General features: G+C 74.1%; 13 protein-coding genes. 5 read left to right on the top strand and 8 right to left on the bottom strand.

Annotated elements, in window-relative coordinates; genetic code table 11:
- Positions 1-58 precede the first annotated feature (58 nt).
- Positions 59-748, top strand: coding sequence for an adenylate kinase family protein (locus ACFVGO_RS07755; RefSeq protein WP_380631077.1), 690 nt, complete (start codon positions 59-61; stop codon positions 746-748).
- Between the two features lie 221 nt (positions 749-969).
- On the opposite strand, the gene ACFVGO_RS07750 is transcribed toward ACFVGO_RS07755, so the two are convergent.
- The gene (locus ACFVGO_RS07750; RefSeq protein ID WP_380631076.1) at positions 970-2,157 is read right to left on the bottom strand and encodes a hypothetical protein; all 1,188 of its coding nucleotides are present in this window, start codon (positions 2,155-2,157) and stop codon (positions 970-972) included.
- 170 nt (positions 2,158-2,327) lie between these two features.
- Here ACFVGO_RS07750 and ACFVGO_RS07745 point away from each other — a divergent pair, with 170 nt between their 5' ends.
- The 3 genes from ACFVGO_RS07745 to ACFVGO_RS07735 all read left to right on the top strand — a co-directional run bounded on the left by ACFVGO_RS07745 (position 2,328) and on the right by ACFVGO_RS07735 (position 6,042).
- Positions 2,328-2,768: an MFS transporter gene (locus tag ACFVGO_RS07745; RefSeq protein ID WP_380631075.1), complete on the top strand. Its 441-nt coding sequence runs from the start codon at positions 2,328-2,330 to the stop codon at positions 2,766-2,768.
- Positions 2,769-2,857: 89 nt separating this feature from the next.
- A complete protein-coding gene (locus ACFVGO_RS07740; protein WP_359897879.1) occupies positions 2,858-3,694 on the top strand; it encodes an amidohydrolase family protein in 837 nt (278 codons plus the stop codon).
- Between the two features lie 371 nt (positions 3,695-4,065).
- On the top strand, positions 4,066-6,042 hold the full coding sequence (locus ACFVGO_RS07735; RefSeq protein WP_380631074.1) for a hypothetical protein: 1,977 nt from the start codon (positions 4,066-4,068) through the stop codon (positions 6,040-6,042).
- Positions 6,043-6,166: 124 nt separating this feature from the next.
- On the opposite strand, the gene ACFVGO_RS07730 is transcribed toward ACFVGO_RS07735, so the two are convergent.
- Entirely contained in the window at positions 6,167-7,540 is a 1,374-nt protein-coding gene (locus tag ACFVGO_RS07730; protein WP_359897877.1) for a deoxyribodipyrimidine photo-lyase, read from the bottom strand.
- Positions 7,541-7,822: 282 nt separating this feature from the next.
- Between ACFVGO_RS07730 and ACFVGO_RS07725 the strand changes: the two genes are divergently transcribed.
- Positions 7,823-8,806: an aldo/keto reductase gene (locus tag ACFVGO_RS07725; protein ID WP_359897876.1), complete on the top strand. Its 984-nt coding sequence runs from the start codon at positions 7,823-7,825 to the stop codon at positions 8,804-8,806.
- Positions 8,807-8,836: 30 nt separating this feature from the next.
- Here ACFVGO_RS07725 and ACFVGO_RS07720 read toward each other — a convergent pair whose 3' ends face one another.
- From ACFVGO_RS07720 to ACFVGO_RS07695, 6 genes are all read right to left on the bottom strand, one after another.
- Entirely contained in the window at positions 8,837-9,157 is a 321-nt protein-coding gene (locus ACFVGO_RS07720) for a hypothetical protein (RefSeq protein WP_380631073.1), read from the bottom strand.
- Between the two features lie 145 nt (positions 9,158-9,302).
- Positions 9,303-9,704, bottom strand: a complete 402-nt coding sequence (locus ACFVGO_RS07715) for an SsgA family sporulation/cell division regulator (protein WP_380631072.1) — start codon at positions 9,702-9,704, stop codon at positions 9,303-9,305.
- 292 nt (positions 9,705-9,996) lie between these two features.
- Positions 9,997-10,248: a hypothetical protein gene (locus ACFVGO_RS07710; RefSeq protein WP_380358950.1), complete on the bottom strand. Its 252-nt coding sequence runs from the start codon at positions 10,246-10,248 to the stop codon at positions 9,997-9,999.
- Between the two features lie 309 nt (positions 10,249-10,557).
- Positions 10,558-11,202 (bottom strand): DedA family protein, encoded by a 645-nt coding sequence (locus tag ACFVGO_RS07705; protein WP_380631071.1) that lies wholly within the window; start codon positions 11,200-11,202, stop codon positions 10,558-10,560.
- A gap of 109 nt (positions 11,203-11,311) precedes the next feature.
- Entirely contained in the window at positions 11,312-12,184 is an 873-nt protein-coding gene (locus ACFVGO_RS07700) for a hypothetical protein (RefSeq protein WP_359897870.1), read from the bottom strand.
- 88 nt (positions 12,185-12,272) lie between these two features.
- A complete protein-coding gene (locus ACFVGO_RS07695) occupies positions 12,273-13,271 on the bottom strand; it encodes a MerR family transcriptional regulator (protein WP_380631116.1) in 999 nt (332 codons plus the stop codon).
- Positions 13,272-13,306 lie beyond the last annotated feature (35 nt).

Raw genomic sequence — 13,306 nt, 5'->3', positions numbered from 1 at the left:
TCAAGGTTCGACGGCATGCGGTCAGAGCCCGGTGGCACCGGACGGGCATCATGGGCTGATGCGCGTCGTTCTCTTCCAGCCTCCGGTGTTCAGACGGGAAGCCCCCGCCACTGCGCTGGCCAAGGCCCTGGCCGTGCCGCGGATCCACGCCGGCGATCTCATACGTGCTCATATCTCCCGGAGCACCGAGCTGGGGGTCCGAGCCGCCGAGGCCATCGACTCCGGCGCACTGTTTCCGGACGAGATCATCACCGAGATCGTCCGCGACCGCCTGCACCAGTGGGCCCACGCGGGATTCCTCCTCGTCGGACACCCGCTCAGCGCCGCCCGGGCGCTCGCTCTGGACGAGTTGCTCGGCGAGCTCGGCAAGCCCCTCGACAGCGTGCTGCACCTGCGTCTTCCCGAGGAGGAGATGGAGCGTCATGTCCGTCGCCTGGCGGGCCGTCGCTTTTGCCGCGAGGACCAGAGCCACATCTTCGAGCTGTCGGTGGATCATCTCCTCATCGATGGCTTCTGCAACGTCTGCGGTGGTGAGCTCCATCAACGCGGGGAGGACAACGAGAACAGCATCCGCAGTCGGGTCAGGTCCCACGAGGCGATGCTGGAGCCCATCACCCAGCACTATGCCAGGCAGGACCTCCTCGTCACGGTCGACGCCGTCGGCGCGCCCGACGAGATCGCCGGGCGCGCGCTCACTGCCCTCCGGGATCGTGGCCCCCGGCCCTGTTCGGGGCGCCTGCGAGCGTGAGGCCGCCCTGTAGTTCCGGCGATGTCGGAGGTCCGCGCTCGGGCTGCATGTGGTGGCGCAACCTGCTGTTGGTGAGCGACAGTTGGGCCACCATCCTGCATCTCGGGATCGGTGACTGACCGGCCACGTCTCCGTCGGCGCTCCGGGACGGCTTGGCCGAGGGCCGCCGATGTCACGCTCGACGCCATCACCGTGCCCGGCGTGCGGGTCTCGCGCATCGCTCAGTCAACGTCCGCGTCGCCGGTGTCCGCGTGCTCGCCCAAGCCGAGACCGGAGAGTATGTGGTCGACGTCCTGGTCGTCGGCTCCCTCGATGTCGATGTCGCCCTCCACATGCAGGTCGAGGTGGGCGAACCGGGGGGCCAGTTCGGTCAGAACGGTCAGCGGGTCCCGGTCGTCGTTCGTGTCCTCGATCACCAGGTCCCTGATGCCCAGGTGCGTGAGCTGGGGGAGCAGCGAGCTCTCCGCGAGGACGACGAAGTCGCCGGCCTCGTCAGGGTCGAAGTGCGCCTCGCTCAGGTCGAGGCTTCTCAGTCGGGGATACCTGGACGCCTCCAGCGCTTCCAGCTGGGCGTTGGTACCCACGGTGCCGTGGACGTCATGGCCGATCTCCACCTCCAGCGAGGTGAGACCGGGTGCCGAGAACGCGAACAGGGAACCGTCCGAGAAGACGGCCCCCCGGGTCCGCAGATGGGTCAGGGTGTCGTGTTCCACGTCGTCGAACAGGAAAGCGCCTTCGAGTTCCAGGGTGCGCAGTGCGGGCAGGGACGTCCACAGGGCGCGCTCCACCTCCTTGGGCACCACCGCATCGTGCAGGTACTTCTCGGGGTCGACCCGGTTTCCCGTCGAGGTCTCGTGGAGCTCGAAGAGCGTGTCGAAGTCGTGGCCGAAATACAGGGCCTGCAGTCGGGGCCACGGTCGACGGGAGAGGGCGGCCGCGGCGCGTTCGGCGGAGTGGTGGTAGTCGGTGAGGTGCAGTTCCAGGTCGGCCAGCAGGCGGGTTGCCGGGTGGGACAGCAGGACATCGATCAGCGCCGCCTCCCACTGCTCGGGATCGGTCGGATCGGAGGCCCTGGCGTGGGGCAGGTCCGCGAGGAGCCGCTCCAGCATCGCCCGGCGCTGCGGCGCGGTCTCCGCCGCCAGCCGGAAGACGGCCTTGTCGATGAAGCCGCGGGACCAGGTGAACTGCCAGGAGCCGTCAGCGCGCAGAGGATCGAGCCCGAGCGCACGCTCCACCTCGGCGTACGCGGCGGCCGGCTCCGGCACGTCCTCGCCGCCGTTCCGGTGGAGGTGCTCCAGCCGGATCGCCTCGCCTCGTGGGTCACCTGCCGTGGTGAGCGCGTCCGCGTAGGCGAGCCATGCCTCCCACCCGCCCGACACCGGTGCAGCCACGTCGTCGACAAAGGGCATGTCCTTCTCCTGGTCTCGGGTACGAGGCACCCTAGGCGTCTCCACTGACACCGCCGCCCCACCACCGATTTCCGCTCTCGCGGGCCGACTCGGCGCTGCGAAGCGGCCTGCCGCAGCGCGCTGTGGGTGGGGGAGTCCTCGGCCGCGGTCAGGACGACGAGTTCGAGGGTGTGGGTTCCGGGGACGACGGAGGCGGTGCAGTCGAGGTCGAGGCGGCCGGCGGCTGCCTGTGGTGGCGTCGCGGGCGCACCCGCGACGGGGACGCGGTCCTGCTGGACCGGGATCTGCTGCGCACGCCCGGCGTGCGGACCGCGGCAATGCTGGCGGGCACGTTCTACCTCTGCGTCACCGGGTCGCTGTTCCTGCTGCCGCCCTACCTCCAGCAGGTGCGCGGGATGTCCCCGGCCGCCTCGGGCCTCGCGGTCCTTCCCGTCAGCCTGGCCGTCGCCGCGGCCGCGCTGGTCTCCGGGCGGCTGATGAGGACCCCCGGACCACGCCCGTTCCTGGCCACGGGTCTTCTGTCGCCGGGTCGCCGCCGGGACATGATCAGGACTCATGATCCGTTTCCCGAAGTGTCGTTGTCGTCCCAGCCTCGTTGTTCCCTACGGTGAGGCTGCGAGGACGTCCGGCGCGGACACCGGCACCGTGGCGCCGCACCTCGCCCCCGGGCCCGGGCCGGGTTCGCGAAAGGCACGTACCCATGCCGATGGACATCGTCGACGCTCAGATCCACCTCCACCTCACCATGAGCGCCGAGGAGACCCTCGCCGCCATGAACGCCCTGGGTATCCAGGCGGCGGTGATCGACGAGTTCTGGGGGTTCGAGGCCCGGACCGGCCACGGCGAGCCGGGCATCGCGCTACCGGGGGCCCGCGCGTTCCGTGCCGTCGCGCCCGGGGCCGAGATGGCGTCGATCCGGTACCCCGAGCGCTTCTGCTACCTGCTGCGCATCCACCACCGGGATCCCGAACTCGCGGCCGGTATCAGGGCGGTGGCCGACGCGCCGTATGCCCGGGCGGTGCGGATCGTGGCACGCGAGGACGAGGACGTCAGGGAACTGGCCCGGGGCGACTACGGGCCGGTGTTCGACGCCTCCGCCGACCACGGCCTGCCCGTCTTCGCGATGACGGCGCGCAACGGGCACCTGCTGCGCCCCTACGCGAAAGCCCATCCCGACACCCCGATCGTCCTCGACCACGTTGGAATGCCGGTGAACGACGAGGAGTTCGAGGACGTCCTGCGGCTGTCCGACCAGCCGAACATCATGATCAAGTGGGGGCACGGCCCGGAGCTGTTCCACGCCGGTGACTACCCGTTCACGCCCGCGCTCGACAAACTGCTGCGCGTGCTGGACGCCTTCGGCCGCGAGCGCGTCATGTGGGCCAGCGACCACACCATGATCAGCGGCGACCACTGCTGGGCCGACGAGCTCTTCGCCCTGCGGGAGACCGACCGGCTCGGCGCCGAGGACAAGGAGTGGCTCCTCGCGGGGACGGTGCGTTCCGTCCTGGACTGGCCGCGCCCGGCGAAGCCGTGAGCGGGAGGCCTGAGCGGGAGACCGTGAGCAGGAGGCCTGAGCGGGAGGCCGTGAGCGGGCGGCCGTTCGGCGGAGGTGATGGCCGGTCGGCACGGTCGGCACGGTCGGAACCGCCCCGGATCCGCTCCGTCGGCCCGTCCCGGCCCCGACCCCGGCCGCCGGGTGCCGCGTGAACCAGAGGGGAAGGCCCCGCTCCAGGGCGGTGAAGTCTCGGTGGCCGCGACCCGGGATTCGCCCGAACCAGTCAACAACGCTGTCGGTCAGTGCTATGTTACCCGGCGGTTCGAGAGTCGGTGCGACGGCTCCGAGCTGTGCGTCCCGCCACAAGTCACCACTGCCTCAGCACCGTTGACCCCGAAGGGACCCTCCACGTGACCGTGCGCAAGCTGACGCTGTCAGCCGCGGCGACAACCACCGTGCTCCTCCTCTGCGGCGCCGTCCTGACCGGAGCGGCGGCCTCACCGGCCGCCGCGAACACCACCGTAGCCACCGCAACCACCGCAACCACGGCAGCGGCGTCGTCCGACCCCTCCGCCGCCCCGGGCGCGTCGGCGACGCTGGCGCCCCCGACGTCCGGCACGGCCGCGGCCACGGTGGCGGCCCCGGCGCAGGGCAGCGCGCCGGCGACCGCCACCACCGCCCCCGTCCTCGCGCTCTCCTCCTACGACCCGACCACCGGCGCCGCCGTGCTCGCGCCGGCCACCACCGGTCCGCAGGCACCGTCCGCCCTGGCCGCGAGCCCGGACGCCGCCGCGGCCGCCGTCCGGCCCGGGCAGCTGATCGACAGCCCGCCCACCCCGGCGGCCCCGCACGGCGCGCTGGTCGCCGTCACCGATGTGCAGTCGACGGCCGACGGGAAGGTGGCCGTCTCCACCCGCCCGGCCACCCTCCCCGAACTGCTCGGCGGCACCAGCACCAGCCTGCGCAGCGCCGTCAGCCCGAGCACCTTCGACGTCCAGCCCCAGATCGGCGGCGTCCAGGTCGTCACCGACTTCGGAGCGACCTCCGGTCAGGGCTCGGTGTCCGGCAGCCTGGGGCTGAGCGCGAACGTCACCGTCCCGCTGCCCGACGGCAGTTCGGCGAAGATGTCCGGCTCGGTCTCGCTCCGTCCGGCCATCGACTTCTCCTACCAGGGCGGCCTCGGCGTCATCGACCCCCAGCAGGCCCGGGTCGGCTTCACCCTGGGCGCGCACGCGGACTGGCACGTCAGCGCGAACCTCACCGCGAGCACCGGGCCGATCCGGATACCCCTGGCCAAGTACAGCGCCAGCCCCGTGGTGATGGTCGGCCCGCTGCCCGTCGTGATCAACCTGGCCTTCACCCTCTCGGCCGACATCAGCGCCGACGGCACCGTCAGCCTCGACGCCGAGCAGGCCTACGACGGCCAGTGGGGCGTCCACTCGGACTACGTCAAGGGCCCGGGCTGGACCACCACCACCGACCCCGGGAACTCCACCGTCTCCCCGCTGCGCCTCAACCTCAGGGGCTCCGCCTCGGCGAAGGCCGGCCTGCTCGCCGAGGGTTCGATCGCCCTGTACGACACGATCGGCGTGAAGGCGTCCATCGAGCCGTACCTGCGGGCCGTGGTCAACGGCTCCGTCGTCCTCGACGGCGCGAGCACCACGCCGGACGTCAACGGTGCGGCGGCCCTCTACGGCGGACTCGACATCAACGGGGCGCTGATGGCCCGGCTCGTCATCCTCGGCACCCCGATCCTGGAGGCGGACCTGCCCTTCCTGGCCTTCCACCGCGAATGGCCGATCGCCTCGGTGAGTGTCGGGCAGCCCCCGGTACGGCTGGTGGACTGGACGTCGCTCAACGCCAGCCTGTTCGACGACAACCACTCCGCCTACCTGAAGTCCCGGCCGGACTGGGACCCGTACGCCCTCAAGGCCGCCTGCCCGGACGGCAGCCGGCTGATCGGGCTGAGCTACGGCGGCGACAACGGCCTCTGCACGGACGTCACGAAGGCGGACCTGTGGGACGCCGGCCGCGCGTTCGTCGTCGACCACGGCGGCACCTATGTGACCAGCGAATGGGCGTCGGGCTACGCCAAGGCCCAGTGCCCGGCCGGCTCGGTCATGACCGGGTACAGCCGCAACGGCCGGACGATGGGCGCGCTGTGCGCCAAGTCCGCCGCCCCGCTGGGTACTTCGACCCGCACGCTCTGGTTCGAGAAGGGCGACAACCGCCCGGCCGCGGCCGGTGGCGGTGACTTCTCGTACGGCTTCGCCAAGGGCCAGTGCGCGGACGACGAGGTCGTCGCGGGCATGGCCTACAGCGCGCCCTGGTGGCAGCTGTGGGCGGCGCGGCCGTCCGCGCTGCTCTGCCAGAAGCTCGCCGTCTGACAGCCGCAGGGGCAACCACCGTTGAACGCGGCCGACCCATGGCCGACCACGGCTGATCACCGCTGACCGCCGAGCAGGTCGCGCGGCCGGGCGCCACCCTCCACCGGGTGGCGCCCGGCCGTGCTCAGTCCAGGCCCCGGGCCTCGCGGAAGCGGACCGTGAGGGCGTCCGGGGCGATGAGCGGGGCCGGGTAGTCGGGGGCGGGGTCGAGCAGCCAGGGGCGGTGGACGGCGGCCCCCGGCAGGTGGGCGAGTTCGGGCACCCAGCGCCGCACGTACGTCCCGTCCGGGTCGTACCGGTCGGCCTGGCGCAGCGGGTTGAGCACCCGGTTGGGGCGGGTGTCGGTGCCGGTGCCCGCGACCCACTGCCAGTTGAGCTGGTTGTCGGCCACGTCGCCGTCGACCAGCAGCGACAGGAAGTGGGCGGCGCCGATCCGCCAGTCCAGGTACAGGCACTTGGCGAGGAAGCCCGCCGTCAGCAGACGGGCCCGGTTGTGCATCCAGCCCTCCTCGGCGAGCTGGCGCATTCCGGCGTCGACGATCGGGTAGCCGGTGCGGCCCTGCCGCCAGGCCTCGGCCTCGCGCTCGTCCCGGTGCCAGCGGTCGTCCCTGGTGCGGTAGTCCCGGTGCGCGGCGTCGGGGCGGGCGGCGAGGACCTGGTGGTGGAAGTCGCGCCAGGCGAGCTGCCGGACGAAGGCCTGCGCCCCCTCGCCGTCGTGCCGCAGGGCGCGTTCGACGAGTTCGGTCGGGGACAGGCAGCCGAAGTGCAGGTACGGGGAGAGCCGGGAGGTGGCGTCGGCGGCGAGGTCGTCGTGCACCCGGGCGTAGGCGTCGACGTCCCAGCGCCGCCACCGCTCCCTGGCCGCGCTCTCGCCCCCGGGTGGCAGGGCGGGCGAGAGCGGTCCGGTGAGCAGCAGGTTCTCGCTGCCGATGCCGCCCGGGGTGTCGAGCGCCCGGGGCGCGCCGAGCACCGTGCGGCGGGGCGCCTGCTGCCAGGCGCGGTGGTACGGGGTGAAGACCGCGTAGTGGTCCCGGCCGGCCGGGGTGATCCGGCCCGCGGGGACGACCGTCACCGAGGCGTCGTGGACGTGCAGGCGGTCGCCGAACACCTCGCGCAGCCGGGCCTCCCGTCGGTGCGCGAAGGCGCTGACGCCCGCGGCGATGTGCACGGTGACGGGAGCGGGAACGCCACCGGCATCACCCTTGGCCGCACCTTCGGCCTCGGCTTCGGCCTCGACGGCGACCCGGGCGGTCTGCTCGGCGGGTTCGCCGCGGCGCACGATCAGCCGGGAGCCGATCCGGCGCAGCGAGGCGTCCAGGTCGGCGAGGCAGTCGGCCAGGAACGCCTGCCGGTTGGGCGCGGCGAAGCCGGCGTCCTCGACGGCCGGGTCCAGGACGAACAGCGGGACGACCCGGTCGGCCGCGGACCGGGCGGCGTGCAGCACGGGGTTGTCGTGCAGCCGCAGGTCCTGGGTGAACAGGGCGATCGATACGGTCACGGGCGGGGCCTCACAGGTGGTGCCGTCGGGTGTTCTGATTGCTTCTACCGCTTCAGCTGCTTCTCCCCGGATGTTCGGAGCCGCCCGCGGCGCGGATTGGTCCCAACGGCCCCGCGGGTCCGGTCGGCGGGCCCGTGTTCCGCCGGTGGCGCCTCGACGGCGGGTCGTGAGCCGGCAGCGGTGCGGGGTGCGTGGTGCGGCAGCGGTGCGTGGTGCGGCAGTGGTGCGTGGTGCGGCAGCGGTGCGTGGTGCGGCCGGGGCGTCGCGTGAGAGGCTCGCTCCATGGAACAGCGTGTACTCGGCCGTACCGGCCGCCCCGTCTCGATCGTCGGACTCGGTACCTGGCAGCTCGGCGCGGACTGGGGGGACGTCCGCGAGGAGGACGCCCTGGCCGTGCTGGAGGCCTCGGTGGAGGCCGGCGTCACCCTCTTCGACACCGCCGACGTCTACGGCGACGGCCGCAGCGAGCGGCTGATCGGCCGCTTCCTGAAGGACCGCCCGGACGCCGAGGTGTTCGTCGCCACCAAGTTCGGCCGCCGGGTCGAGCAGCGGCCCGAGCACTACAACCTCGCCAACTTCCGTGCCTGGGCCGACCGTTCGCGGGACAACCTGGGGGTCGAGCGGCTGGATCTGGTGCAGCTGCACTGCCCGCCGACGCCGGTCTACTCCTCGGACGAGGTCTTCGACGCCCTGGACACCCTGGTGGAGGAGGGCCGGATCGCCGCCTACGGGGTGAGCGTGGAGACCTGCGCCGAGGCGCTGACGGCCATCGCCCGCCCGAACGTCGCGAGCGTCCAGATCATCCTGAACGCGTTCCGGCTCAAGCCGCTGGAGCAGGTGCTGCCCGCCGCCGAGGCGGCCGGCGTGGGAATCCTCGCCCGGGTGCCGCTGGCCTCGGGCCTGCTGTCGGGCCGGTACGACGAACACACCGTCTTCGGCGCGGACGACCACCGCACCTACAACCGCCACGGCGAGTCCTTCGACCAGGGGGAGACCTTCTCCGGGGTGGACTTCGCGACGGGCGTCGAGGCGGCGGTGGAGTTCGCCGCACTCGCACCCGAGGGCGCGAGCGCGGCGCAGACGGCGCTGCGGTGGGTCACCCAGCAGCCGGGGGTGACGACGGTGATCCCCGGTGCCCGCAACGTGGCGCAGGCCCGGGCCAACGCGGCCGCCGCCGGACTGCCCCCGCTGCCGTCGGCCACCCTGGCCGCCGTGCGCGAGCTGTACGACCGGCGGATCCGGGCGCAGGTCCACGCCCGCTGGTGACGGCGGGCGGCCGGTAACGGCCCGTGGCCCTCACGACGAGCGTCCGGGCGGGGCCGCGCCGTGGGCCCGCCGGTGCGAGCGCCGACCGGCCTCGCGGCCCGCGGGCTTCCGGTGGCAGGCGTGCGGACCGTCCGGCCCGGGAGCGTGCCGAGCGTGCCGGGAGCCCGCACGGGTCGCGGGGGACGCGGGGGACGCGGGGGTGTCGCGGGCCGGCTTCGGCCGTCGGCGGTTCAGGTGGTGGCTGCCCCAGGCGAACGCGCCGATGAGCAGCGCGGCGAGGGCCAGGGCGGGCACGGCGACGGCGTACAGGGCGGGGCCGTCGGGTGTGGCCGGGAACGGTGGGCTGGTCATGGTCCTCTCCTCTCCTCGCGTTCCGGCGGCGGGCCCGGACCCGAGGGGGAGGTGACCGGCGGGCCGGGTCCGTCGCGTGACGCCCGCCTACCCCGTGCGCCGGGAGGCATGCCCGGTCCGATGGCGGCCCTGGTGATGGGGCGGGTCAGGAGAGCAGGCGGGCGAGGGCGGCGTCGAGGTCCAGGTGCTCGGCCTCGGCGCCGGCCGGCACCAGGCGGAAGGAGTCGAGGAGGAACGCCGTCACGACGGCCGCCGGAACACTGATGACGGCCCGCGCGGCCGGAGAGCGCAGGGTGATCAGCACGCGGTCCTCCGGCCCGGGCGCGACGGTCACGTCCCCGGGGCCGGCCGGGCCGTGCCGGCCCCTGTCCAGCAACTCGCGCGCGAAGGTCCACTGCGCCGCGTCGTCGTCGCCGAGCGGCGGGAACGCCAGGCACACCGCGTACGGCGACGCCGTGTCGAACCGCAGCTGCGCCTCCACGGCCACGTCGGGAAACGGGCCCTCGGGCAGGGTGACGGCGGTGGACCAGGAGGTGGCGACAGTCATGCGACGAACTCCCATTCTGGCGATGGCACCCGGTTTCCCCCGGCCGTGACGGCCGGTGGTGGCAGCGCTCGGTTACCCGCGCGCCCGGGGTGCATTCCTCGTCTCTCAACGCAACCGCGTCGCCCGGCGTGATCCCCCACCCGGGTGGTTTCCCGGTCGGGGGAACGGGCAGCCGCCCACCGCTCCGGGCCCATACAGCGAAGCCCCGCCCCGGCGCACGGTCGCGGGGGCGGGGCGGGGCGGGGCGGGGTTCGCGGGTCACCGGGTGATCACCGCGTGATCGTGCGGAGCCTCACGGCGCCACGGTGTCCGCCGCGGGCGGCTCCGGCTCCTCTTCCTCGTCCGGCTTCGCCTTCCGCCGCACGTCGGCCGGGGTGGGCGCACTGATGGATCGCTCCTCGGCGGAGCGCTCCCGGGCTCCGGTCCGGCCCTCGGCCTTCGCCCGGACGTCCGCCGGGGTCGGGGACGTGATCGCGCGTTCCTCGGCGGACCGTTCCTGCGTCGCCTCGTCCGGATGCGTTCCGTGGTCGTCGCGTGTGGTCATGGGCTCGTTCCCCTTTCCGGGTCCTGGGCTTCGACGGATGGGATACCGGGCGGCTGCCCGGATGTCCGGGTCCGAACCGGATTCCGGACCGCGAGTACGGGGCCGGGTGGTCCGGTCCGGCTCGGCGCCGGTTCCGTCAGCCCTCGGTCGTCGGCTCTCCGACCGTAACCCCGGGCCGGAGCCCGCGCTGCCGGACGCAGGGGGGGCGATGCCACACGATGCGGTCACGGTCCGCACCGGTGGCGAGGACCTCTCGCCGGCTGTCGATTCCTCGGTCGACGAGGGCACGAGTCGGCGGTGGGGGCAGGACTACTCGTCCCGGTCGCTCCGGTCGCCGCGGTCCGGGGCGCGGGTTCCGCGCCGGTGCCGGCGCAGGTACCAGACGGCGAGGGCGATGACGACGCCCGCGGCGATCGCGAGGGCGAGGACCCGGCCGACGGTGCTCTCGACCCGGGTGTAGGCGGCTCCGGCGAAGTAGCCGAGCAGGGTGAACCCGACGCCCCAGAGGACGCCGCCGAGGGCGTTGTACAGGAGGAAGCGGCGGTAGGGCATGCGGGACATGCCGGCCAGCGTGGGCACCATGGCGCGGAAGAAGGCGACGAAGCGGCCGAAGAAGACGGCGGCCGGCCCGCGGTGGCGGATCAGCTCCTGGGCCCGGTCGACCCGGGTCGCATGGCGCCGCATCGGGCGGGTGTCGAGGATCCTCGGGCCGATGTGGCGGCCGATCTCGTAGCCGGCGGTGTCGCCGAGGACGGCCGCGCAGACCACGAACAGGACGAGCCAGCCGAGCGAGAGCCGGCCCTGGTGGGCGAGGAACCCGCCGAGGACGGCCGCCGTCTCGCCGGGGACGACGAAGCTGAAGAAGAGGGCGTCCTCGACGAGCACGAGGCCCGCGACCACCGCGTACCCGACCGGACCGGACAGTCCGCTCAGCCAGGCGGTGATCGAGTGCATCAGCCACCCCGTTCCGGACCGGCGCCCCTCTCCGCCTCAATGTAACGCTCGGCGCCCCCGGCGACCCGGCGGTCCGGAAGGCGACGGACCCCGGCCCCAGGCCCTCGGGTCAGGTCAGGACCAGCGAGCGCAGCAGGTCGAGCTCGTCGAAGCCGAACCCGGCGAGGACGGCGGCGAGTTCGCAGGCGCCGGGGGCGAGCAGATCGACGATGGCCAGGACGTCCCGGCCGCCGGCGCGGTCGAGTTCCTCCAGCGCGCGGGGCAGGTTGCGGCGCCACAGCACGGCCGGCGCGGGCGGGCCGACGGTGCCGCGGTCGCGGTGGAGGGTGCCCTCCGGGGACACCCACAGGGGCGGGGCGTCGGCCGTGCGCGGGCCGAGTGCGGTGCGGTCGATGGTGGACGTGGCGGGGCGGTGCAGCAGGAGGCGGTGGTCCATCGGGCGGAACCCGTGGGCGAGGAACGCCCGGGTGGTGACCGGTCGGCGGTGGAGCGGCAGGCCGGGCAGGTGGGGCGGCCAGGGCGAAGGGTCGGTGAAGGCGGTGACGGCGGTCAGGCCGCCGCTCCGCGCCAGGACGGTCCGGACGAGGACCTCGGCCGCGTCCGCGGCCTCGCGGCAGTGCAGCCAGGCCACCCCGCCGGTGAGTCGGCCGGCCGTCGTCCGGCGGTGCACGGCCATCGCGCCCTGGAGCCGGCCGTCCCTGTCGTGGAGGACGAGGACCGTCCGGTCGGGCCGGCGGTCCCAGGCGACGGGTGCCGCCGCCGGGAAGGGCACGGCGGGCCGGTCGGCCGCGATCAGCCGGACCACCTGGGCCTGGTCCTCGTGGGTCGCGGGCCGGACCCGCAGCGCCCGTCCCGCCCTGTCGGACACCCTCGTCGGGCCCCTGTCCACGTCCACGTCCATGTACCCGTCCATGTCCTCGTCCCGGCCGACCGCCGGCACGGTGGGTTCGGTGCCGACCGGGCCCCGGATGGGCCAGGGCACTCGGAGTCACCCGAACGGGTGACATTCGGCGGCAGAGGGACATCCGGCGGTCGAGGGACATTCGGCGGCCGGGGGACGGTCGCGCGGATCACCCGGTGACGGTCCGCTCCAGGAGGTCGAGGGCGCTCGCCAGGCTCTGCGGGCCCGCGGTGCCGCCCGGGGCGCCGGAGCGGCCCCAGCCGGGGCCGGTGGCCAGCACCAGGGCCCGGCCGCGGGAGCCGCGTGCGCCCCACGTGGAGTCGGCCACCCGCCGGACCAGCTCGTGGTCGGCGGTGGGCGGGAGCTGCGACCAGAGCATCACGGCGCCGGGGCCGATCCGGTGCACCGCGTCCAGCAGCGCCCTGGGCGGGACGGCCGCACCCAGCATCCGGAACGGCAGCGCACGCTCGCCCAGGCCCGCCGCGGCCGCCTCCAGCGCCAGGCTGTGCTGCTCGTCGGGCATCGCGGCCAGCAGGACGGGCGGCGCGGGCCGCGGCCTGGCGGGCCGTACGGCGGCAGCACGCAGGACGGTGGACACATGCCAGGAGAGCAGGTGCTCGACCTCGACGTACTGCTCGCCGGAGGAGGCCCACTTGCGTCCGGTAGCGCGCAGCGCGGGCATCATCACCTCGGTCCAGGCGTCGACGACCCCGAGCGAATCCACCACCTCCCGCAGGATCCGGGCGACCTCCGGGGAGTCCAGACGGACGGCGGCCCGGGCCAGGCCCCGGCACTCGGCGCGGACCGCTCCCATCCGCAGCGCACGGCCGCCGGCCGGGCCGCGACCGGCCTCCGGCCCGGGCCGCGCGGCCTGCCCGGGCCCCGGTGCGACGGCGGACGGAGCCCCGGCCTCGGAAGCGGCCGCGGCCGCGTGGTGGGAGGCCAGCGCCGCCCGGGCCGCTTCGGCCGGGCGCACACCGCGGGCCGCCAGGCGGCACATCGCTTCGAGCAGCGCGATGTCCTCGGGGCTCCAGCGGCGGTGGTGGCCGGGGTCGCGCAGCGAGGGGCCGATGCCGTAGCGGCGCTCCCAGGAGCGGATCGTGGTGGGGGACACCCCGAGGAGCCGGGCCACGCCGCCGGTCGGCAGGCCCGCCTGGTCGGTACCCATCGTTCTCCTCTCGCGGATGTTTCGGATGTCCCGGG

It is taken from the genome of Kitasatospora sp. NPDC057738 (assembly GCF_042798815.1).
Taxonomy (GTDB): domain Bacteria; phylum Actinomycetota; class Actinomycetes; order Streptomycetales; family Streptomycetaceae; genus Kitasatospora; species Kitasatospora lactacystinica.
This window is presented reverse-complemented; position numbering and strand designations above follow the sequence as displayed.

Excerpts from the sequence above, each read along its gene's own strand:
- ACFVGO_RS07740 (WP_359897879.1), top strand. The coding sequence starts at position 2,858 with ATGCCGATGGACATCGTCGACGCTCAGATCCACCTCCACCTCACCATG.
- ACFVGO_RS07755 (WP_380631077.1), top strand. The coding sequence starts at position 59 with ATGCGCGTCGTTCTCTTCCAGCCTCCGGTGTTCAGACGGGAAGCCCCC.
- ACFVGO_RS07720 (WP_380631073.1), bottom strand. The coding sequence starts at position 9,157 with ATGACCAGCCCACCGTTCCCGGCCACACCCGACGGCCCCGCCCTGTAC.
- ACFVGO_RS07710 (WP_380358950.1), bottom strand. The coding sequence starts at position 10,248 with ATGACCACACGCGACGACCACGGAACGCATCCGGACGAGGCGACGCAG.
- ACFVGO_RS07705 (WP_380631071.1), bottom strand. The coding sequence starts at position 11,202 with ATGCACTCGATCACCGCCTGGCTGAGCGGACTGTCCGGTCCGGTCGGG.
- ACFVGO_RS07695 (WP_380631116.1), bottom strand. The coding sequence starts at position 13,271 with ATGGGTACCGACCAGGCGGGCCTGCCGACCGGCGGCGTGGCCCGGCTC.
- ACFVGO_RS07725 (WP_359897876.1), top strand. The coding sequence starts at position 7,823 with ATGGAACAGCGTGTACTCGGCCGTACCGGCCGCCCCGTCTCGATCGTC.
- ACFVGO_RS07750 (WP_380631076.1), bottom strand. The coding sequence starts at position 2,157 with ATGCCCTTTGTCGACGACGTGGCTGCACCGGTGTCGGGCGGGTGGGAG.
- ACFVGO_RS07715 (WP_380631072.1), bottom strand. The coding sequence starts at position 9,704 with ATGACTGTCGCCACCTCCTGGTCCACCGCCGTCACCCTGCCCGAGGGC.